Origin of the sequence: Capnocytophaga sp. oral taxon 326 str. F0382 (assembly GCF_000318295.1) — a bacterium.
Taxonomy (GTDB): Bacteria; Bacteroidota; Bacteroidia; order Flavobacteriales; family Flavobacteriaceae; genus Capnocytophaga; species Capnocytophaga periodontitidis.
Window position 1 is genome coordinate 83494 of sequence record NZ_KB291378.1, and the last position, 18865, is coordinate 102358.

An 18865-nucleotide genomic window follows, 5' to 3' on the forward strand; every position below is an offset into this window, starting at 1 on the left:
TTCAGTGCTTTTTATGAATTTCATTGATAAGATGTCTAATTTTTTGTTTGTTTTTAAGATTGTGATATCCTCGATTCACAATAAATAAAACAATAGCTAAAACTATAGAGAAAGCTATAAACAAAATTCCCAGCATCAAAGGGGATATTCTTGTATTAAAAAATAAAATTGTTACAAAAACAGCGAGATTAATCAAAGCTAACAGCAAACTTGCTTGTGAGTGCGACAATTTCATATAATCTATCATCACGTGGTGGATATGACTGCGGTCGGCTTTAAAAGGTTGTCCGTGGCGCAACAAGCGGGTGGTGAACACGCGAGTAGTATCAAAAAAGGGAATGAAGATGATAGAGAGTAGCACCCACACTTTGTTGGAAGGGGTGATAACAGCACTTTCTAACAACTCTGTATTGAGTGAAAAGTATTTGATAGCCAATACAGCAATGAGGAACCCTACAATCATAGAGCCTGTATCGCCCATAAACACCCGTTTTTTAGCCGATAGGTTATAACGCAAAAAAGCCAATAGAAAACTGATGCTCAACAGTGATAACAGAAAGTAGAAGTACATTTCGGCATCGTAGAAAACATAGGCAAAAGATCCAAAAATCACAATGCCTACCATTGCTGCTGAACCATTAATGCCATCGATCAGATTGTAAGAATTGACAATAGCCATCACTATAGCACAACTGATGAGTATAGAAAACCAATAAGGAATATCAGTGATACCTAAAAAATTGTTTAATGTGGTGATTTTAAGTCCTGAGCCAAAGAAAAGAATGAGAGTAGCGATGATTTGACCTATGATTTTTGTACTGGGGTTTACACCTGTGAGGTCATCCTTTAAACCTACGAAAAACAATACACCAACCCCTGATAGAATATTAATCCCCACACTATCGTTATCAAACGGACGAAGCAAGAACAAGGTAAAAATCAAGCTTACAAAAAAAGAAAGTCCTCCTAAAGTAGGAGTTTTTTCTTTGTGGGAGCTACGCGCATTGGGTTTATCCATCAAGTTTTTTTGTTTTACGACATAGATAACACTTGGCAAAGAAAAGTAAGTTACTCCTAATGAAAGGAGGCACACAAAAAAAGCTGTAAACCATAGGTTTTCCGAAAAGAAAGTAACTATCATATTGTTTATTTCTTATTGATCATTTATTTTATGTTTCGCTACTCCAGCGATGTTTTTCACGTCCCATTCAACCCTTTGAACAAAAGGCTTTTCTCTAAAGGGACAATCAATGGTGCAAATTTCACACGAAAAGGGTTTGCAATAGTCTAAGTGAAAGTTGAATTCTATCGTTCTATCTACTTTTTCTGCTAACAGATGAATTACTTTTTCCATCTCTTGGTGGGCTTCTTTTAGCGAATAGTAGTAAGGCAGAGTGATATGGGCATCAATATGCAAGTGAGCCCCAAACTGCTGAATGCGCATATTGTGAATGTCTATCCATTCGGTTTTGCGGTTAGCTTGCAGTATATTTACGAGTTCGGCAAATAGGGCTTCGTCGCGCTCGTCCATAATACCACTAAGGGCTTTACGCACAATTTTCCACCCTATTACTATGATATAACTACCAAAGCTAATAGCAATTAGAGGGTCGAGCCATAACCAACCGGTGAAGTGTACCAACACCAAACTCAGTACAATAGCTGAAGTGGCAAAAGTATCTGATTGCAAGTGTTTGCCCGCACTCATTAGTACTAAAGAGTTCTCTTTTTTCCCTTTTTGGTAAGAAATATACCCCATAGTGTAATTCACTATGGCGGTAGACCCGAAAAGGGCAATCCCCCAGCCTAATTTATCGAGATGTATTCCCTCTATAAGTGACGAAATAGCTTCGATGAGGATGAGTACTCCAGCGATAGCGATGAGCATTCCCTCAATGCCAGCGGTAACAAACTCTACCTTGCCGTGTCCGTAAGGGTGGTCGGTATCGCGAGGTTTGTTGCAAAGGTATAGCGAATAGAGCCCCATAAAGGCGGCAATGATATTCACAATGCTCTCCATCGTGTCCGAAAAAATAGCGTTAGAATTGGTAATATGCCACGCTATCAACTTCACGATGAAGAGCAATATACCTATAAAAGTAACGAGCTTTTGAAACTGAAAACTTTTCACCCTCTAATTTCTACTTCCTAACTTCTAAACTTTAACCTCTGCTGCTTCCAACAAGAAATTGTGTATATCGGTATTGCGCATAAAAGGTTTTAGGCGTTCGCTACCAGGTCCATACATTCCCAATTCAGTGTAATCGGAAGAGTGATCCATACTAATCCAACCTACTGAAGTATGAGCTTTTTGTATTTCGGCAAACAATCGGTAAGGCAGGTGTTTGTAGTTGTACAAGCCGTCTTCTTTTCTTTCGGTTTTAGCGTAATAGCCTAAGAGTTCTTTAGCTTGTTCCTCACTGATGTTCATTCCACCGCAGTATTGAGCTACGTGCTCACGCACTTTGGCTACCGAGTCGTTAGAGTTGATTTGTTGTAAAATCCAATCGTTAGAATGGGTGAAGTTTTGCAATCTGTCAAAATTGTCATTACAATCTTTGCCATAGATGAGTCCAGGGTTAGCATTACCGTGGTCGGAAGTAAGCACCACAAGAGTGTTGCCGTCGGCTTTAGCAAAGTCGAGTGCTACCCCTATAGCCTCGTCAAAAGCAACTTGGTCGTAGAGCAAAGCCCCTATATCGTTAGCGTGTGCAGCCCAGTCTACTTTACCACCTTCCACTTGTATTACAAAGCCATTAGGGTGACTTTTAAGTTGGTCGATAGCCTTAGCGGTCATCTCGGCAAGGGTAGGCGATTTAGCTTGTTCTTCACTGCTTTGAGCGCGATCGATAGTGTAGGGGAGTGCATCTTCAGCAAAGAGCCCATAGAGAGGTTTGTTAGTAGGGGCTTTCTGCATTTCACTACGAGTGCGGGCTACGGTATAACCTTTCTTTTTGAGAACGGCAAAGAGGTCTTTCTTGTCCTTGCGATGGGCAGGGTCAAAGTATTTACTACCGCCGCCTAACATCACATCGAAGCCTAATTCGGTATAGTTGAGGGCAATCTCGTCCATAGCATTACGGCTTTTGCTCCACGTACAGAAGCCTGCAGGAGTGGCGTGGTTTACCATTACGGTAGTGACGCAACCCACTTTCTTACCTGCTTTTTTGAACTTTTGCAAGATAGGCATATTCTCTTTGCCATCTGGACTGATATTTAGGCTACCGTTCTTTACACGTACGCCACCGCCCCAAGACGAACTTGCTGCCGATGAATCGGTTACTACCGAACTCGCCGATGCCATATCCATTACGGCGCGTTGAGCGAGGTTCTGTTCGTATAGTCCCATCCAGTTAGAAGGGCGACCGAATTTGCGTTTGAGGTAGAGATCGGCCATTACTAAAGTACCGAAACTCATACCGTCACTCACCATAAAGATGATGTTTTTAGTGCGTTTGTTTTTATGGGCTTCCCCAAGGGTTTGCGCTTGTAAATCAAAGGAAGGCAATACTAAGCCTCCTAAAGCTGCTAAAGCCCCATTTTTAAAAAATGCTCTTCTTTTCATAATAGTTCTTTTATGATATGTTTAATTTCTCTTTTAATTCCGTAGGAAACTTAGCACGTTGTAAGAGTTCTTCAGCAAGTGCTAATTTCTTTGGGAAAAGTACTTTCCCTTTAAATTTATCAAGACTTTTATCTATTTTTATATCTATCTTTTTATTCATTAACCATTAATCATTAATCATTGCTCAATGCGTTCCACCCTCTCGCTATGATTGGGATGAACTGTCCTGCACGAGTGACGAGGTTTACGCCTTCCTCTTTATCAGTAATGTAACCTATTACGCTAAAATTGGGGTTGCCTTTAATTTTGTCGTAATCGGCTTGGGTGATAGTAAACAGCAGTTCGTAGTCTTCACCGCCACTTAGGGCTATGGTAGTGCTATCTAAATTGAACTCCTCACAAGTGCTAATCACTTGTGGGTCAAGAGGTATTTTGTCTTCATATAACCTACAACCTACCCCCGATTGTTTGCAAATGTGCAAGAGCTCTGACGATAAGCCATCACTCACATCCATCATCGCAGTAGGTTTTACACCCAATTGTTTGAGCAGTGACGGAATGTCCTTGCGGGCTTCGGGTTTGAGCTGGCGTTCCAAAATATAAGAATACATCTCTATATCGGGTTGAGAGTTTGGATTTACCTGAAAAACAGCTTTTTCGCGTTCCAATATCTGCAAACCCATATAGGCTCCTCCTATATCGCCTGTGAGCACTATAAGGTCGTTAGGATGTGCCCCGTTGCGGTATACCAAGTCCTCTTCATTCGCTTCGCCTATTGCCGTTACCGAGATGATGAGTCCGCGTGTAGAGGAAGTCGTGTCGCCTCCTACTAAGTCTACTTTGTAACGATCACACGCTAAGCGAATGCCCGCATAGAGTTCTTCTAAGGCTTCCAACGGAAAGCGATTAGATACTGCTATTGATACCGTTATTTGGGTAGCGGTGGCATTCATTGCATAAATATCGGATACATTCACCGATACCGCTTTGTAACCCAAGTGTTTCAGCGGTACATAACTGAGGTCGAAATGTACACCTTCAATAAGCAGGTCGGTAGAGACAACTGTTTTTTTATCTTTAAAATCCATTACCGCGGCATCGTCGCCTACGCCTTTGAGAGTGGAAGGATTGTGGATTTCAAAACCTTCTGTTAGGCGGTCGATGAGTCCAAATTCACCTAAATCGGCTAATGAGGTGCGGTGTGGCGTTTTATCTTCTATCATTTAGCAAAGTAGTTTAAAGCAATTACCACCCCAAGGTGCATACCCTCGTGAGTGTTGTTGAAATGTATTGCATCTTCTATACAAGTGAGCGCATAGCCATAGCTGGTAGTATAAGGGGTAAAGTTAGAGAATACTCCGCGCTCGTAGTCGGCTTGTAGTTGTTTTTGGGTACTGATGAGCAGGCTGCGCAATTCTTGAATTTCGTCAGCGGTAGGGATATGCCCATCGGGATAAGTGCCTTTTTTATAAGTATCTACAAAAGTTTCGGGTACAACGAAATTGAGTCCTGATAGTTTGTAGCAGAGTATTTGTTGTTGTGCCACGCAGTGAGCGATGTTCCACCAGATGTTATTGTGAAATCCATTAGGGATTTGTGCTAATTGTTCAGGAGTTAGGTTCTCCAAATAAGTTAAAAGATTGTTGCGGGTTGCCACGTGTAGGGCAAATACTTGGTCTGTCATTATAGTGAAAATTTAAGAGTGAAAAGCAAAAAGTTGCTAATCACTGTATTTCAGCGCAAAATTACAAAAAATAGACCAATATATCACTATATTTGGAAAAGATTTGTATTTTTGCGCCCTAAATTTAAAAGAAAGCTTTATGTATCAACTAATTAAACAATTACACTCATTCACTGCCTATATAGTATTAGCTGTGCTTATTGCGGCGGTAGTTAATGCACTTATCGGTTATTTCAAGAATAAAAAATACTTTGAGGTAAAAGACCTCCGTTTAAGTTTGTTTGCACTTGTTTTCTCACATATACAAATGTTATTAGGTTTGTTACTATATGTTACAACGCCTCGTTTGCAGATGTGGGGTGAGGGGGCTAAAGTAGTGATGAAAGACTCCTTATTGCGCCTTCTGTTGTTAGAACACCCTTTGATGAATATCATTGCCATAGCGCTCATCACTGTTGGTTGGGTAAAACTCAAAAAGCAGACTGAGGTGCGCCAGATGTTTGGCAAAATAGCCTTGTTCTACGGTATAGCTTTAGTGCTATTACTTTCCAGAATTCCTTGGGGATTATGGTTAGGATTTTCATAATAGATTTCGTTTTTTAACGAATTATTTTCAATAAAATAGAGGTCTCTCGTTGTAAAATAGCTTTGCAACGAGAGATTTTTTACGTTTATGAAAATGTTAAATATAGTTAAAATTTGAAGAAAAGAGCATTGATTTTCTTAGTTATAAAAAATGCTTATAACAGTATATATGTTATTTATATTATTGAAAATAAGAAACTTAACACAATTTTTAGCAATGTTGTAATATAGGTAAAAAATTAAGATGAAAAATGAGATATTTTTATTAAAAAGTCTATTTTATTGAGAATATGATAAATTCTTAACTGAAATATTGCGATTTGTTCAAAAAAATAGTTTCAATGAGAAGTATTTAAGTCTGTAGAAAAAAAATCTGATAGTATTTGGATTCTTGTAAAATTATTCTATAACTTTGCGGTGTTAAACTATAAAATTAATAGCGATGAAGAAAAAACTATTTTACGTGTTTTTATTCGTTCTTTTCTTTTCAGCAGTCGCTACTGCACAAGAAAGGACGATTACAGGAACGGTACGTGATGCCAACGGATTAGAAATGTTGGGTGTAGCCGTAGTCGTAAAAGGGGAAAACCACGGTACCCAAACTGATATGGAGGGTCGATACAGTATCAAGGTTGCTCCGGGTAAGACCTTAGAGTTCTCATTTTTAGGAATGAAGACCCAAAGTCACAAAGTTGGTACTTCAAGTCGTATTGATGTAGTACTGCAAGAAGAAGCCGTAGAGATCGGCGAAGTAGTGGTTTTGGGTGTTGTTAAAAAGAAAGCAGCCGAATCCACAGGAAATACTGTACAGTTATCAAGTAAAGATATAAGTACACCTTCGGCTATTTCTGTAGACCAAGCTCTACAAGGGAAAACTCCAGGGGTGGTAATTAACGCTGCTTCAGGAACACCAGGAGCAGAACAGACCGTAATGATTCGCGGGGTAGGCTCTATGAATAGTAGTAATAAACCTCTTTATGTGATAGATGGTGTGCCAGTAATCACAGAGAACCTAACAGAGGATAAAGATACATTTTCTTCAATGTCAACCCTTGCAAGTATTAACAACGAAGATATAGAAAGTTTAACAGTGCTCAAGGATGCTGCTGCTACAGCTCTTTATGGGGCGAGAGGCTCTAATGGGGTTATTGTTATTACAACCAAATCTGGTAAAAGAGGAAAGACAAAGTTTAATGTAAATACCTCAGTGGGTTTTCAAAACGATGCGTATTTTAAAAGGTCTCCTCTTACGGGTGACCAACGCTATCATTTGTTAAAACAAGGATTGGCAAACCAATTTGCAAACAGAGGTGTAACTTACGACAACGCAATTGATTTTGCCCACACCAATGGTTTGAGACTTAACGGAGCAGAAAACTTTAATAGTGCATTAAATAACAACAATTGGTCAGAACTTATAAAAAACAAAAATGCTGTAATGACTTCTGCCGATATATCAGTCTCTGGAGGAGATGAAAAAGGAACTTACTATGTATCCTTGGGATATAACAGAACAGAACCTACAGTAAAAACATCCGACCCTTTTAAACGCGTATCTGGAGTGATAAAAATCAACAGAGATTTGAATGATAAATTGAAGTTAGAGGCTTCAGTAAATGGCTCTTGGGTATCTCAAAATCCTATTGCTGAGCAATCAGCTTTTTTTACGAATCCTTATCTAGCAAAAGTAATGATGTCGCCTTGGGCGAATCCTTATAATGCCGATGGGTCGTATAATGTTACCACATTTAATAGGTATACAGGATTGTACAATTACTTGTATCTACAAGAACACGATATAGTAAAGAACAATACCCTAAGAGGATTGGTAAACTTTAAAGTAGATTACGAACTGCTTAAAAATTTAGTATTCTCTACTCGTGCCAATGTAGATTACATTTCATCAGATTATAAAAGCTATAGAAACAGAATACACAGTGATGATGATAAACAAAATGGGTCTTCACAACGTATAATGACTCACCACGCTACTTGGGTATATCAAAATACCTTATCGTATAATTTCAATGTAGCCGAGAAACATAAATTTGGTCTTACAGCACTTTATGAATATCAAAAGTACAAAAAGAATTATTTAGAAGGTTATGGTTCTAATATAGCCGCTGATGGTTTAACCAATCTCGTTTCTGTAACAAAAGAAAAAAAAGTATATTCTACTTTTGAAGATTGGGCGAATGTATCGTTGTTAGGAATGCTTAACTATTCTTATGCTGAAAAATATATTCTTGACGCAAGTATTCGTAGAGAAGGTTCATCTCGTTTTGCAAAAGGAAATCGCTACGGGAATTTCTGGTCATTAGGTCTTGCTTACAACCTTCATAAAGAGTTTGAAGCCCTTGGGAAAGTTTTCAACGAGTTAAAATTAAGAGCTTCTTATGGGCTTACAGGGAACTCTGGGGTAGATTTAAACCAATATCAAGTACTTTTAGCCTATGATGCTGATTATGCTGAAAATGGAGCTGCCTACCCCAAAACATTAGGAAATGATGACCTTACTTGGGAGAAAAACCGTACTTTTGATGTAGGGCTCAATTTTGCACTATTTAACCAGCGCTTAAGAGGCTCTGTTGCATATTACGATAAATATACTTATGATTTGTTGCTAAACGTGCCTTTGTCAAGAACTACAGGTTTTGAAGAACAAGCTATTAATACAGGAGCAATGAGCAATAAGGGTATTGAGGCTTCATTAGGGGTTGATATTATCCGTAATAAAAACTTCACTTGGAACTTGTCGGCTAATATAGCAACAGTTAAAAACAGGGTAGAAGAATTGGCAAAAGACGGTACAGGCGCCGATGTAGACCCAACAGCAGGGAGTGCATACAAACAAACCAAAGTGGGAGAAACGTATGCTTATTGGTATATGCCAACTTGGGCAGGTGTCAATGTAACTACAGGGGCTCCTGAGTGGTATGCCAAAGATGGCAAGAAAACATCAGACTATAACCTCGCAGAGCGAAGATTCCAAGGTATTGCCATTCCAAAATATTCAGGAGGTCTGTCTACTCACCTTCAATACAAAGGGGTATTTTTAGATGCTACTGTTTATTTTACAGGAGGGCATAAAGTATACGAACGATTTGCTCAATTCTATTTGAGAACCAATAATTTTACAACAGTAAATTATAATGGAGACGCCGAGTTATTAAACGCTTGGCAAAAAGCAGGAGATGTAACCGATGTGCCAAAAATAACCTATTCAGGCGCTGATAATTTCCACGATGTTTCTTCTCGTCACTTATACGATGGTACTTTTGCACGCTTGAAAGACATTACATTGGGCTATGAAGTGCCTTCTAAATACTTAGAAGGAACAGGTTTTGATGGAGTTACCTTTACCCTTAGAGGAACTAATCTTTATACTTGGGTGAAAGACAGCGGTCTAAAACTTGATCCTGAAGTGGGTAATAAAGGCAATACAATGGGATATACTACCCTTACAGCACCACCTGTAAAATCTGTAGTTTTTGGTGTTAATTTAAAATTCTAAACAAAATGAAAAAAGTTATATACACACTATTTAGCACAGCTTTGTTAGCTACAAGCTGTGCCGACTTAGACCCTACATTGGAGCAAGATAAAGAGTTAGGGGGAAGTATCAATTCTGTAGAAGACGTTAGAAGTGTTTTAAACTCAGCGTATAATCATATGAGTTCAAGAGAGTACTACGGAAGAGATGTAATTATTTTTGGAGAAGTGCGTTCCGATAACGCATACTCCGATGCAAATTCAAACCGTTTTGTTACGGTTGCTAAAATGGCTATGACTAAAACAGAGAACGACCCTTCTACTGCTTGGAAGCGTATCAATCAAACAATAGTATCAACCAACGTAGTTATTAATGCTGATAGAGCAAAAATTACCGGTGATGTTACTACGCTGAATCATTATTTAGGGGAAGCCTATGCCATTCGTGCTTTAGCTCATTTTGACTTGCTGAAACTTTACGGTCAACAATACCAACAGTCTGACAGAACAAAAGCATTAGGTGTTCCTTATACAAAAGTATTTGGAAAAGCCATTTATCCAGCTCGAGAAACGGTTCAGCGTACTTATGAACTTATAATGGAAGACCTAAACGCAGCTATTAGCAATTTATCAGCAAGCAAAGATGACGCTTCTGCTCACTACATTACTACTTTTGCAGCCTATGCTATCAAAGCTCGTGTAGCTCTTTTCTTTGAAGATTGGGCAATTGCTCGTGATGCTGCTAAGTACGTAATTGATCACAAAGGTTCTCGCTTGGATATTGCAGATGCTAACGATTTTGCAAAAACCTTTACAACTGATAATACTAAAAATCAAATTTTTTCTATTGCTAATAACGATAGTGATAATACAGGTAATAATAGTTTAGGAAATATTTATTTTGGGACTTATGGAGATGTGGTAATGCTCAACGATTTGTATTCAAAATACGAAACAGGAGATGTTAGAAAAGCTCTTTTTTCCGAAGTAAAAGCTGGTAAAACTTACAGAATGCGAAAACAAACTGATATCATAGGTTCACAAGATATACCTGTTATTCGTTATGAAGAAGTGGTGCTCACTTATGCCGAAGCTCTTTTCCGTTTAGGTGATACTGCAAATGCCCTTGCTCAGCTGAATTTAATACCTGCAAAACGAGGTGCAACCGCTTATACATCGGCAACTCTTGAGAATATTTTGTTAGAAAGACGAAAAGAGTTTGCAGGTGAAGGCTTCCGTTTTTATGATATTGCACGAAATAAACAAGATATGCCTCTTGTAGATGATGCTTTACAAACTTATGGAACGGTAACCTATGGAAGCTATAAATACTCATTTCCTATTCCAGATGACGAAATGGGAGCTAATGGCAATATGAAGCAAAATCAAGGTTACTAACTTCAAAACCTTAGTTGTTGCTGTTTAGTAAACTAAAAAGTAGAATAAAATTAGAAAAGGCTGTCCGGAAATAAACGGATAGCCTTTTTTATAAATTGTTGTTTATAAATATTTGCGTTATCTTTGCCCCCTCAAGATAAGAAAAATGAAATTTTTGAAATACACTTTTTGGCTACTTTGGAAGTCTTGGTTTTATGTGCTTGTAGCCTCTATTATACTACTCCTTTTGCCTTTGTTGCTCGTTCTTACTGCTCATAAAAGGTGGTATCGCGCTTTGTACTGGGTGATGCGACGCCTTTGGGCAACACCTATCCTCTATGCAATGGGCTTTTTCCCTAAAGTGAAACGCGAATATACAATACCTAATGATCATCACAGTTATATGTTGGTTGCCAATCACTATAGTATGATGGACATAATGCTAATGTTGTATTGCAGTAAAAACCCCTTTGTGTTTGTAGGGAAGAAAGAACTCTCCAAACTACCCTTATTTGGTTATTTCTACAAACGGGTGGCGATAATGGTAGATAGAAAGAGTCCGCAGAGTAGGAGGGAGGTCTATACTCAAGCGATGGAGCGCATAGAGGCAGGTTTGAGCATTTGTATTTTCCCTGAAGGGGGCGTACCCGATGATGAGAGTATTGTACTCGATAGTTTTAAGGACGGGGCTTTTCGCATTGCCATACAGTGCCAAATTCCCATAGTGCCAATGGTGTTCTACGATACTAAAAAGCGCTTTCCTTTCCGCTTTTTTGCGGGCAGTACAGGCACAATGCGAGTGGATGTACTGCCGCCTATTTCTACCCAAGGCAAAACCCTTGACGATAAAGAGACTCTACGAGAAGAAGTGCGTGCGTTGTTATGGGAGAGACTTATAAAATCTTCTGGAAGAACTGATTCTGAGGGAAAAGAGTAGCCCCCTTGTTAGCAGTTTCTTTAGCTTTTTCTTTCTCTCCTTTCTTCAAATAGTAGCTTACTAATAGTTGATAGGTTTCTTCATAACCCCAACTCACGGGACTATCTTTAGGAGCTTTGCTAAATAGAGCGATAGCTCGCTGAAAATAACTTTCTGTTTTGCGTTGTCCACCATACATTTCGGGGGTGTGCATATCTTGTATGCCCATCACTAAAAAATACCGCGGATTAGCTTTGTCTAGCAATAGCGCTTCGTCTAAATCATTGCTAATCTTCATTGCTTTTTGGTACATATTGGCATTAGGAGCTACAAAATTTAAGGCATAGCTTTCACAAAGAGCCAAAAGTACCCAGTCTTCAGCATCTTTATCGGTTTTCTTTTCCAATAATTGAATGGCTTTCTCTATATCGGCTTTGCCAAGAAGGCGAAGAGCCTCATTCTTTACACTTCCATAAGTGCCTAACATAGAGGATTTTCGATACAAAAGATAGGCTTTCCAATAATCGGAAAGTTGCTTTTCGTTCTTTTCGTAAAAGTCACGCAAAGGCTGCTCGCTCTTTTCTTGGTGAGCAGTGGCTAAAACGGAGGCGATTTGTGCATCCGTACTTTGTGCAGTGGCTATTCCGCTGAACAATAGCCAACACATTAAATACAAATTTAAATACTTCATAATATCGTTTTTTTTTAGAGTTTGAGATAACTTTTTAAGGCTTCTACATAGTTTTCAAAGGCAAGCAACCCTTTGTGGGTAAGCTGAAGTTCGGTGTTTGGATAATTGTCCTTGATAGATTTGGTTACAGTAACATATCCTACAGCTTCTAACTTTTGTATTTGCACAGATATATTTCCCGATGTAGCTTTGGTAACCTCTTTGATACGCACAAAATCGGCTTTTTCTTCTGATATTAACAAAGAGACTATAGCCAAGCGGAGTTGTGAGTGCAAAATGGGGTCGAGTTCGCTAAACATTTTGTTGTTTTTTATGGTGAATATAGAGTTGAATACCAGGGATTAAAAATAGCAAACACGCTACAATTGAGCAAAGTAAAGGTAAAAAGATACCATACGGGCAATATAAAACGCTATAGATAATTACGATGGCTATGAGTGAAGTAGTGACCCAAAGGCGCATTTTGAGTTGCAAAGCTACAGCTAAAGCTACAAAAGCAAAAGGAAAGTAGATGGTTAGTATAGCAATTTCATAGTTATTCCACGAAGTGAAGGGGATTAAGAAACTGAGAAGGGCAATCACTCCCGCTATAAACCACGCCCAGTCAAGCCAATCGGCAGAAAGGAAAGCTTTGCGTTGTTCGCCTCTATTTCTAAAGAGGATTACAAAATTAACTACAAAGCCTAAAGGCATTAATACTGCCCATACCATTCCCGATTGTTTAGGATAAAAATCGCTGATGAGCATTGTAAACTGCACTATTCCTGACAGTGCGATGAGTGCGCCCCAAAAGAGCAAGAAAAAGCCATTGGCTTCATACTTTTGTTTGCGTTGCTGGATAATCTCTTGAATGATTTTCAAGCTATCGGAAGGCTGTAATTCCATAACATTAAAAGGTTTTTACGTTCAAATACGCGGCAAAGGTAATTAAGTTTATTTTATAAACCAAATTTTTTACCTAAAAAAATTGCCAAAGTCTTTGAACTCTGGCAAAATCTATATTTTATCGTTGCATAAGTCGGGCGACATATTTACCAATTACATCGAATTCTAAATTTACAACACTACCTATTTGTAAATGTTGTAGATTGGTATGCGCTAAAGTATAAGGGATTACTGCTACGCTAAAACTATCACGAGTGGCATCGACTACTGTGAGGCTTACGCCATTCACAGTGATAGAGCCTTTTTCAATCACTACATTACCCGTGGAAGGGTCGTACTGAAAAGTAAAACGGGTGCTACCGGCTTCTTCTTGGATAGCAGTACAAGTACCTGTTTGGTCGATGTGACCTTGTACGATATGTCCATCTAAACGGGTGTTGAGGAGCATACCGCGCTCTAAGTTTACTGCATCACCTACTTGCAGACTGCCCAAGTGGGTTTTGGCAAGGGTTTCGGCAATGGCAGTTACTTGGTATACATCGCCGTCGATAGCTACTACGGTGAGGCATACCCCATTGTGGGCAACACTTTGGTCTATTTTTAGTTCATTAGTAAACGAACTTTTTACGTATAAATGCAGATTCGCTTGTTTGCGTTCTATTCGTACGATTTTACCTATTTCTTCTATAATTCCTGTGAACATAATAATCCTCACCCCATTCCCCTCTCCAAAAGAGAGGGGACAAATCCACAAAAAGGATTTAAGGGGATAAATAAAAGTTTAACAATGTTTTTCTCACGTGAGCTCCCCTCCTTTGGAGGGGCAGGGGAGGAAGCTAATCCAATTCTCCAGTGAGTTCTGAGAACACTATACTCGCTCTTTTGCCCTCGTATAATACTTTGTAGACGGCATTGAGTATGGGGGTACGGCTTGGTTTTTCTTGATTTTTGTTGATGAGATAAGCGCTTTTGGTGGCGTAATAACCTTCGGCTACCATATTCATTTCAGCCATTGTACTTTTTACGGTATAACCTTTGCCAATCATCGTGCCAAACATACGATTGCGACTGAAAAGCGAGTAGGCAGTTACAAGTAAATCACCGAGATAAGCGGAGTTATTGATATTGCGTTTGATTTTGTAAATATGCTTGATATAACGTCGCATCTCGCGAATGGCGTTGCTCATTAGTACACTTTGGAAGTTATCGCCATATCCCAAACCGTGTGCAATACCCGCAGCAAGGGCATAGATATTTTTGAGCATAGCAGCGTATTCAATACCTACCACATCGTCGGATATTTTGGTTTTCACATAATGGCGTTTCATAGCTTCAGCCATAAAGCGTGCTTTTTCCTCATCGAGACAAGCGATTGTGAGGTATGATAGACGTTCGAGGGCTACCTCTTCGGCGTGACAAGGGCCTGCTATAACTCCTATCTGAGCATAAGGTACGTGATGTATTTTATTGAAATAATCACCTACTATGAGTCCGCTTTTAGGTTCGATACCTTTGATAGCAGAAAAAATATTTTTATTAGATAGCGGTTCGGTGAGTTTTTCTAATTCGTCACTTAAAAAAGCTGAAGGGATAGAGAAGACAATATAATCGCTAAAAGCTACTGCCTCGTTGATGTTGTTAGTGAGGTGTAGCTTGTTGATGTTCAAGTGTACATCGCTGAGGTAGTTAGGGTTGTGTTTGGTTGCTTTGATGTGCTCAATAGCCTGTTCATTGCGCATATACCAACACACTTGGTCGATATTGGCAGTAAGGATTTTGATAAGGGCAGTTGCCCAGCTACCGCCGCCTATTACAGATATTTTAGATTTCATTGTTCTTTGTATAAGGTGATACCTTTAATAAGTTTAAAGTGTTTAAGGTTGTGGGTGTATACAGGCAAGTTGTAATATACTCCTGTTGCACCGATAAAAATATCGGGGAATTCAAGACTATTATCCTTTTTGATAACATCAATAGAAAGTTCAGAAATACTTTTATTGATATGGAGTACTTTTAGAGAGTCCATAAAGGCTTTGATTTCCTTTCTGTCCTCACGAGTAAATTTTCTAAAAGCACTAAGCCAATGTACGATTTCGATGTATACAATAGGAGTGATATATATATTTTTCAGTCCTATTATATTGATTTGCTTCATTACTTCAGGATCGCGAAATAGAAGTTTGCTAATGATATTTGTATCACAAATTACCATATAATTCTTTTCTGTTAAAAGGTTTGATATCGTACTTGCTAATGATAGCTTGAGCTCTTTCAGCTAATTCTTCTATTGTTTTTTTCTTTTTAGATGTAGACTTCTTTTTAGTAGGCATTACAAGTCCTAAGCCTCTGCTGTTACTGGCTTTGTGGGTAGTTGTTATTGTAGCTGTTGTTGGCATAATATTTACAATTAACAATTAATAATTATTGAGGTGGATGAGGGCGAATACAGCGTAATTTACTATATCTTGATAGTTAGCTGCAATACCTTCGCTTACGAGTGTTTTACCTTGGTTGTCTTCAATTTGTTTTACACGTAAGAGTTTTTGTAAGATAATATCGGTGAGAGAACTCACGCGCATTTCACGCCATACTTCGCCATAATCGTGGTTTTTAGCTTCCATTAGGGTGCGAGCTTCAACTACTTTGGCATCGTAGAGGGCTGTAGCTTCCTCAACATTGAGGTCGGGTTGAGAGGCAATGCCTTTATCTATTTGAATGAGTGCCATTAATGCATAGTTGATAATGCCTATAAACTCGGTGGTTTCGTCCTCGTCTATTTTGTGTACAGCGTTTTCTTGCAATCCGCGAATGCGTTGTGCTTTGATGAAAATCTGGTCGGTGAGAGAGGGGAGTCGCAATATACGCCACGCGCTGCCATAGTCTTTCATTTTATTGATAAAGAGACTGCGGCATTGTTCAATTACTTTGTTATATTGTTCTACAGTATTCATTTTATTTAGGTAAGAGCTAAGAGGCAAGAGATAATGTTTTATTCTATGATTATAGTGTATTTAGGGTCGATATTAGTACGAGGGTCGAATACAAAGTCAAAATAAGCGGCATCGTCTTTTTTTCCTTTTATTTGTTGTTTTACGCGCCCAATTTCTATGTTTTGTTTGTTAAATACTTTTACCATTACGCTACCTTCAAAGTCTTTTTCGAAAATGAGGTAGAGAGAAAGTTTATTATCATTACCATTTTCATCACTAACGGTGTGATGACCTAATTTTAAGCCGCGTTGGGTGAGAGTTTCAGAAAGTTTTAGTCTTGAATTACCTGATTTGTCAATGCCTTCTCCTATACCATCGCCGAAAGAACGTGCTGTACTTCCTACGATTTCGCCTGCTTTAGTAGCGGTTTTATTAGCGATTTCTTCGGTAGTATTGGCAGCTTCTTTGGCTGCATTAGAAAAGAAACTACAAGAGCTAAAAGTTGCAGTTATAGCAAAAAGTGTGATTATTTTTTTCATTGATTTAGAATTTTAGTTTTTCAGGATTATCTCTATTATCAAAAAAGAAAACAATTTCTATCCTATCAGGAAAAATTTCATAAAATAGAGAAAAGTTGTAGAGTATTATTACTCTTCTAATTTCTTTTTGAGGTGTTTGATATACAACTGGGTTTGAGAAAGGGAATTGTATAATTCTCTTTTCAGCAGCTTCAACTTCTGTTATAATCTTTTGAGAGTAAGTAGAAGATTTATTGTGTTCAATCCAAAAATCTAATGTAGAAAGATACTCTAATTCTGCTTTAGGAGCCCATATTATTTGTTTGTGCATAACAATCTTGCTTTTTGATGAACTTCTGAGCTTGGGATTCCTTTTCCTTCACGCAATTCTTGCCAACCTTCCTCAATGCCTTGTATTACTTCTAAAGGTAAAGATTGTATTTCATTCTTCTGCACATCTAAACCTATGGCTTCTAACACACGTACTGCCATTTGGTATTGTTCAAATGTTATATCTTGATTGAATTGTATGTGCCTCATATTTCTTATTTTTGGGCAAAGGTATAAATAATTTGTCAATTAACCAATTTGGTGATTGGAAAATTAGTCGTCAAACAAATTAGATTACTTCGGTTTGTTTGACGACTAATTATTAATTTCTAACTGTTAATTTCTAATTCTTAATCTTTATTGAGTGAATCTTGTTGTAACCTGTTGAGGGGTCCCATACTTCTTTATTAGCTAAACGGATACTATACTCAGGGCGAGTGGATAGGCTCTTGTAGGGGTCGGGGAGGTTGAGATAAACGTTGTATTCTCCTGCGGTAAGATTTTTAGGAAGGGTTATCTCTGCACCTACTTCGGTAGTGCTACCTGCTGTCCAACGGCGAGGGTCGGTATTTACTTTGAAAATATGTTTTTCGCCAGTTCCTTTTTTTGTGAGGATTATCTGTACATCACGCGGATTGAAAGGCGCTGCAAAACCTTCATTTTTAATCTTCAATTGCAGTTGTAATTTTCCTCCTACTTTGATATTATCATTGAATTTTCCCTCAGTAAGCACAAAGCGATAACCGAGATGCCTTTTGATATCGTCCATACATTTGTTTTTCCAAAGGTTTAGAATCCCTTCATAATAGTCTTGGTTGAGGTAGCTCCAATGGTAGGTAGCCATATCTTTTAGGGCGTTACTACACTCGGCATAAGAAGAATAGCCTGATGCCGGACGGCAGGTTTCGCCCCCCATTACTACGTATTGAGTTTCATTGGCTACATATTTGCGATGCTCTTGTATGTGGTGATAGGTGCCAGTATCGTCGTCATCGGCGAGGAAACAATCGTTGTGAAAGCCTATACGAGAAAGGTCACTACCGGTAAAAGCTGTTTGAGCCGTTAGAGCGTTCTCTACGCCTATATTTTGAGTGTAGAGTTTAGCTTTCGGGTAACGCACACTTACCATTCTATCCTTAGGTAAAATGCTCAACTCTTTGGCTAATACCTTTTTGCGCGGTTCATACGCTTGGGCGTTATCGGCAGGCTCAAAGTTGTAGTGATTCGTGTAATACCATTCACCCCACACCCCTACAAAACCTGCTTCCCACACAGCTATGATATCAGCATTTTCTTTGATGATAGGGGCTAATTGATTGAGATGTTTTTCTGTCCACTGCCAAGAAGCGTCTCCTTTGCCATTGTTGTAGTCGTTTTGATCGTACGAATAGGCAAAGCGCAACACAACCTTGCTACCTCCTTCGCGAATAGCACGCATATTATTGCGAATGCGATTTAGAAAGCTTTCTGAAATAGGTTGCTCGCGAAACTCATTCATATAATAGATGGTGAGTACAAGGCTAAGTCCCTCTTTTTCTCTTTTTTCTCTTACCCAATTGGCATTTAATTGCCAGCTATCACTTTTTTGATCTTGGTGTGTTAAAAAACCTCTTTCGGGGTTTAAGAATATTTCATTAGTAGGCTGGTAATTCACTATTTGAGTGAGTTGGGTATTAGGGGGTAAGGGTTGTGTAGTTTGCGATTGGGTAGTAGGTGACTGTGTACCTCCTCCATTGTTAACGTCATCTTCTTTGCTTTGGCAAGAGATAGACACTGCTAGTAAAGTACATAACGTTAAAAAGCATTTTTTCATATTATTGAATTTTTAATAAGGTTATCTTTTGTAAGAGGGTGTCCGAAAAAGTTTTATTTATGTGGGCGTTTGCAAAACG

The 18865-nt window shown here is 38.7% G+C and carries 22 protein-coding genes; 4 read left to right on the forward strand and 18 right to left on the reverse strand.

Translation table 11 applies throughout. The features are described 5' to 3' along the window. Window position 1: 1 nt before the first annotated feature. Genes HMPREF9073_RS02800 through HMPREF9073_RS02820 form a run of 6 tightly spaced genes read right to left on the reverse strand, consistent with a single transcriptional unit; the run spans window position 2 to window position 5249 of the window. Complete coding sequence (locus HMPREF9073_RS02800; protein WP_009412466.1) at window positions 2-1141, reverse strand: glycosyltransferase family 4 protein; 1140 nt, start codon at window positions 1139-1141, stop codon at window positions 2-4. 12 nt (window positions 1142-1153) lie between these two features. Then, a complete protein-coding gene (locus tag HMPREF9073_RS02805) occupies window positions 1154-2131 on the reverse strand; it encodes a cation diffusion facilitator family transporter (RefSeq protein ID WP_009412467.1) in 978 nt (325 codons plus the stop codon). A 24-nt stretch (window positions 2132-2155) separates the two neighbouring features. Continuing rightward, window positions 2156-3565 carry an alkaline phosphatase gene (locus HMPREF9073_RS02810; RefSeq protein WP_009412468.1) on the reverse strand — a complete coding sequence of 470 codons (1410 nt, stop codon included), beginning with the start codon at window positions 3563-3565 and terminating at the stop codon, window positions 2156-2158. Window positions 3566-3575: 10 nt separating this feature from the next. After that, the gene (locus tag HMPREF9073_RS15660; protein WP_009412469.1) at window positions 3576-3725 is read right to left on the reverse strand and encodes a hypothetical protein; all 150 of its coding nucleotides are present in this window, start codon (window positions 3723-3725) and stop codon (window positions 3576-3578) included. Between the two features lie 13 nt (window positions 3726-3738). Next, on the reverse strand, window positions 3739-4788 hold the full coding sequence (gene thiL / locus HMPREF9073_RS02815) for a thiamine-phosphate kinase (RefSeq protein ID WP_009412470.1): 1050 nt from the start codon (window positions 4786-4788) through the stop codon (window positions 3739-3741). Further along, a complete protein-coding gene (locus tag HMPREF9073_RS02820; RefSeq protein WP_009412471.1) occupies window positions 4785-5249 on the reverse strand; it encodes a DinB family protein in 465 nt (154 codons plus the stop codon). Before HMPREF9073_RS02820 ends, thiL begins: the two co-directional genes overlap by 4 nt. Window positions 5250-5388: 139 nt before the next feature. Here HMPREF9073_RS02820 and HMPREF9073_RS02825 point away from each other — a divergent pair, with 139 nt between their 5' ends. From HMPREF9073_RS02825 to HMPREF9073_RS02840, 4 genes are all read left to right on the forward strand, one after another. After that, on the forward strand, window positions 5389-5835 hold the full coding sequence (locus HMPREF9073_RS02825) for a hypothetical protein (protein ID WP_009412473.1): 447 nt from the start codon (window positions 5389-5391) through the stop codon (window positions 5833-5835). A gap of 441 nt (window positions 5836-6276) precedes the next feature. Further along, window positions 6277-9348, forward strand: a complete 3072-nt coding sequence (locus HMPREF9073_RS02830; RefSeq protein WP_009412474.1) for a SusC/RagA family TonB-linked outer membrane protein — start codon at window positions 6277-6279, stop codon at window positions 9346-9348. A 5-nt stretch (window positions 9349-9353) separates the two neighbouring features. Next, window positions 9354-10724, forward strand: a complete 1371-nt coding sequence (locus HMPREF9073_RS02835; RefSeq protein WP_009412475.1) for a RagB/SusD family nutrient uptake outer membrane protein — start codon at window positions 9354-9356, stop codon at window positions 10722-10724. A gap of 145 nt (window positions 10725-10869) precedes the next feature. Further along, a complete protein-coding gene (locus tag HMPREF9073_RS02840; RefSeq protein ID WP_009412476.1) occupies window positions 10870-11640 on the forward strand; it encodes a 1-acyl-sn-glycerol-3-phosphate acyltransferase in 771 nt (256 codons plus the stop codon). Here HMPREF9073_RS02840 and HMPREF9073_RS02845 read toward each other — a convergent pair. From HMPREF9073_RS02845 to HMPREF9073_RS02900, 12 genes are all read right to left on the reverse strand, one after another. Continuing rightward, entirely contained in the window at window positions 11597-12310 is a 714-nt protein-coding gene (locus HMPREF9073_RS02845) for a hypothetical protein (protein WP_232212864.1), read from the reverse strand. The genes HMPREF9073_RS02840 and HMPREF9073_RS02845 overlap by 44 nt on opposite strands. 14 nt (window positions 12311-12324) lie before the next feature. Continuing rightward, the gene (locus HMPREF9073_RS02850) at window positions 12325-12609 is read right to left on the reverse strand and encodes a transcriptional regulator (protein WP_009412478.1); all 285 of its coding nucleotides are present in this window, start codon (window positions 12607-12609) and stop codon (window positions 12325-12327) included. After that, window positions 12602-13195, reverse strand: a complete 594-nt coding sequence (locus tag HMPREF9073_RS02855; protein WP_009412479.1) for a hypothetical protein — start codon at window positions 13193-13195, stop codon at window positions 12602-12604. Before HMPREF9073_RS02855 ends, HMPREF9073_RS02850 begins: the two co-directional genes overlap by 8 nt. A 118-nt stretch (window positions 13196-13313) precedes the next feature. Continuing rightward, window positions 13314-13898, reverse strand: a complete 585-nt coding sequence (locus HMPREF9073_RS02860; protein ID WP_009412480.1) for a riboflavin synthase — start codon at window positions 13896-13898, stop codon at window positions 13314-13316. 133 nt (window positions 13899-14031) lie between these two features. Beyond that, window positions 14032-15027, reverse strand: a complete 996-nt coding sequence (locus HMPREF9073_RS02865) for an NAD(P)H-dependent glycerol-3-phosphate dehydrogenase (protein ID WP_009412481.1) — start codon at window positions 15025-15027, stop codon at window positions 14032-14034. After that, a complete protein-coding gene (locus HMPREF9073_RS02870) occupies window positions 15024-15407 on the reverse strand; it encodes a PIN domain-containing protein (RefSeq protein WP_009412482.1) in 384 nt (127 codons plus the stop codon). Before HMPREF9073_RS02870 ends, HMPREF9073_RS02865 begins: the two co-directional genes overlap by 4 nt. Then, entirely contained in the window at window positions 15394-15591 is a 198-nt protein-coding gene (locus HMPREF9073_RS02875) for a hypothetical protein (protein WP_009412483.1), read from the reverse strand. The genes HMPREF9073_RS02870 and HMPREF9073_RS02875 overlap by 14 nt, the downstream gene beginning before the upstream one ends. 18 nt (window positions 15592-15609) lie before the next feature. Further along, a complete protein-coding gene (locus tag HMPREF9073_RS02880; protein WP_009412484.1) occupies window positions 15610-16146 on the reverse strand; it encodes a DUF1599 domain-containing protein in 537 nt (178 codons plus the stop codon). 38 nt (window positions 16147-16184) lie between these two features. Then, entirely contained in the window at window positions 16185-16664 is a 480-nt protein-coding gene (locus HMPREF9073_RS02885; RefSeq protein WP_009412485.1) for a hypothetical protein, read from the reverse strand. Between the two features lie 4 nt (window positions 16665-16668). After that, entirely contained in the window at window positions 16669-16974 is a 306-nt protein-coding gene (locus tag HMPREF9073_RS02890) for a type II toxin-antitoxin system RelE/ParE family toxin (RefSeq protein ID WP_009412486.1), read from the reverse strand. Then, entirely contained in the window at window positions 16959-17183 is a 225-nt protein-coding gene (locus HMPREF9073_RS02895) for a hypothetical protein (protein ID WP_002680550.1), read from the reverse strand. The genes HMPREF9073_RS02890 and HMPREF9073_RS02895 overlap by 16 nt, the downstream gene beginning before the upstream one ends. A 133-nt stretch (window positions 17184-17316) precedes the next feature. After that, window positions 17317-18786: a DUF4832 domain-containing protein gene (locus HMPREF9073_RS02900; protein ID WP_009412487.1), complete on the reverse strand. Its 1470-nt coding sequence runs from the start codon at window positions 18784-18786 to the stop codon at window positions 17317-17319. Window positions 18787-18865: the final 79 nt, after the last annotated feature.

Bases quoted from the DNA above. Each gene is read 5' to 3' on its own strand.
- HMPREF9073_RS02800 (WP_009412466.1), bottom strand. From the start codon at position 1,141: ATGATAGTTACTTTCTTTTCGGAAAACCTATGGTTTACAGCTTTTTTT.
- HMPREF9073_RS02810 (WP_009412468.1), bottom strand. From the start codon at position 3,565: ATGAAAAGAAGAGCATTTTTTAAAAATGGGGCTTTAGCAGCTTTAGGA.
- HMPREF9073_RS15660 (WP_009412469.1), bottom strand. From the start codon at position 3,725: ATGAATAAAAAGATAGATATAAAAATAGATAAAAGTCTTGATAAATTT.
- thiL (WP_009412470.1), bottom strand. From the start codon at position 4,788: ATGATAGAAGATAAAACGCCACACCGCACCTCATTAGCCGATTTAGGT.
- HMPREF9073_RS02820 (WP_009412471.1), bottom strand. From the start codon at position 5,249: ATGACAGACCAAGTATTTGCCCTACACGTGGCAACCCGCAACAATCTT.
- HMPREF9073_RS02825 (WP_009412473.1), top strand. From the start codon at position 5,389: ATGTATCAACTAATTAAACAATTACACTCATTCACTGCCTATATAGTA.
- HMPREF9073_RS02830 (WP_009412474.1), top strand. From the start codon at position 6,277: ATGAAGAAAAAACTATTTTACGTGTTTTTATTCGTTCTTTTCTTTTCA.
- HMPREF9073_RS02835 (WP_009412475.1), top strand. From the start codon at position 9,354: ATGAAAAAAGTTATATACACACTATTTAGCACAGCTTTGTTAGCTACA.
- HMPREF9073_RS02840 (WP_009412476.1), top strand. From the start codon at position 10,870: ATGAAATTTTTGAAATACACTTTTTGGCTACTTTGGAAGTCTTGGTTT.
- HMPREF9073_RS02845 (WP_232212864.1), bottom strand. From the start codon at position 12,310: ATGAAGTATTTAAATTTGTATTTAATGTGTTGGCTATTGTTCAGCGGA.
- HMPREF9073_RS02850 (WP_009412478.1), bottom strand. From the start codon at position 12,609: ATGTTTAGCGAACTCGACCCCATTTTGCACTCACAACTCCGCTTGGCT.
- HMPREF9073_RS02855 (WP_009412479.1), bottom strand. From the start codon at position 13,195: ATGGAATTACAGCCTTCCGATAGCTTGAAAATCATTCAAGAGATTATC.
- HMPREF9073_RS02860 (WP_009412480.1), bottom strand. From the start codon at position 13,898: ATGTTCACAGGAATTATAGAAGAAATAGGTAAAATCGTACGAATAGAA.
- HMPREF9073_RS02865 (WP_009412481.1), bottom strand. From the start codon at position 15,027: ATGAAATCTAAAATATCTGTAATAGGCGGCGGTAGCTGGGCAACTGCC.
- HMPREF9073_RS02870 (WP_009412482.1), bottom strand. From the start codon at position 15,407: ATGGTAATTTGTGATACAAATATCATTAGCAAACTTCTATTTCGCGAT.
- HMPREF9073_RS02875 (WP_009412483.1), bottom strand. From the start codon at position 15,591: ATGCCAACAACAGCTACAATAACAACTACCCACAAAGCCAGTAACAGC.
- HMPREF9073_RS02880 (WP_009412484.1), bottom strand. From the start codon at position 16,146: ATGAATACTGTAGAACAATATAACAAAGTAATTGAACAATGCCGCAGT.
- HMPREF9073_RS02885 (WP_009412485.1), bottom strand. From the start codon at position 16,664: ATGAAAAAAATAATCACACTTTTTGCTATAACTGCAACTTTTAGCTCT.
- HMPREF9073_RS02890 (WP_009412486.1), bottom strand. From the start codon at position 16,974: ATGCACAAACAAATAATATGGGCTCCTAAAGCAGAATTAGAGTATCTT.
- HMPREF9073_RS02895 (WP_002680550.1), bottom strand. From the start codon at position 17,183: ATGAGGCACATACAATTCAATCAAGATATAACATTTGAACAATACCAA.
- HMPREF9073_RS02900 (WP_009412487.1), bottom strand. From the start codon at position 18,786: ATGAAAAAATGCTTTTTAACGTTATGTACTTTACTAGCAGTGTCTATC.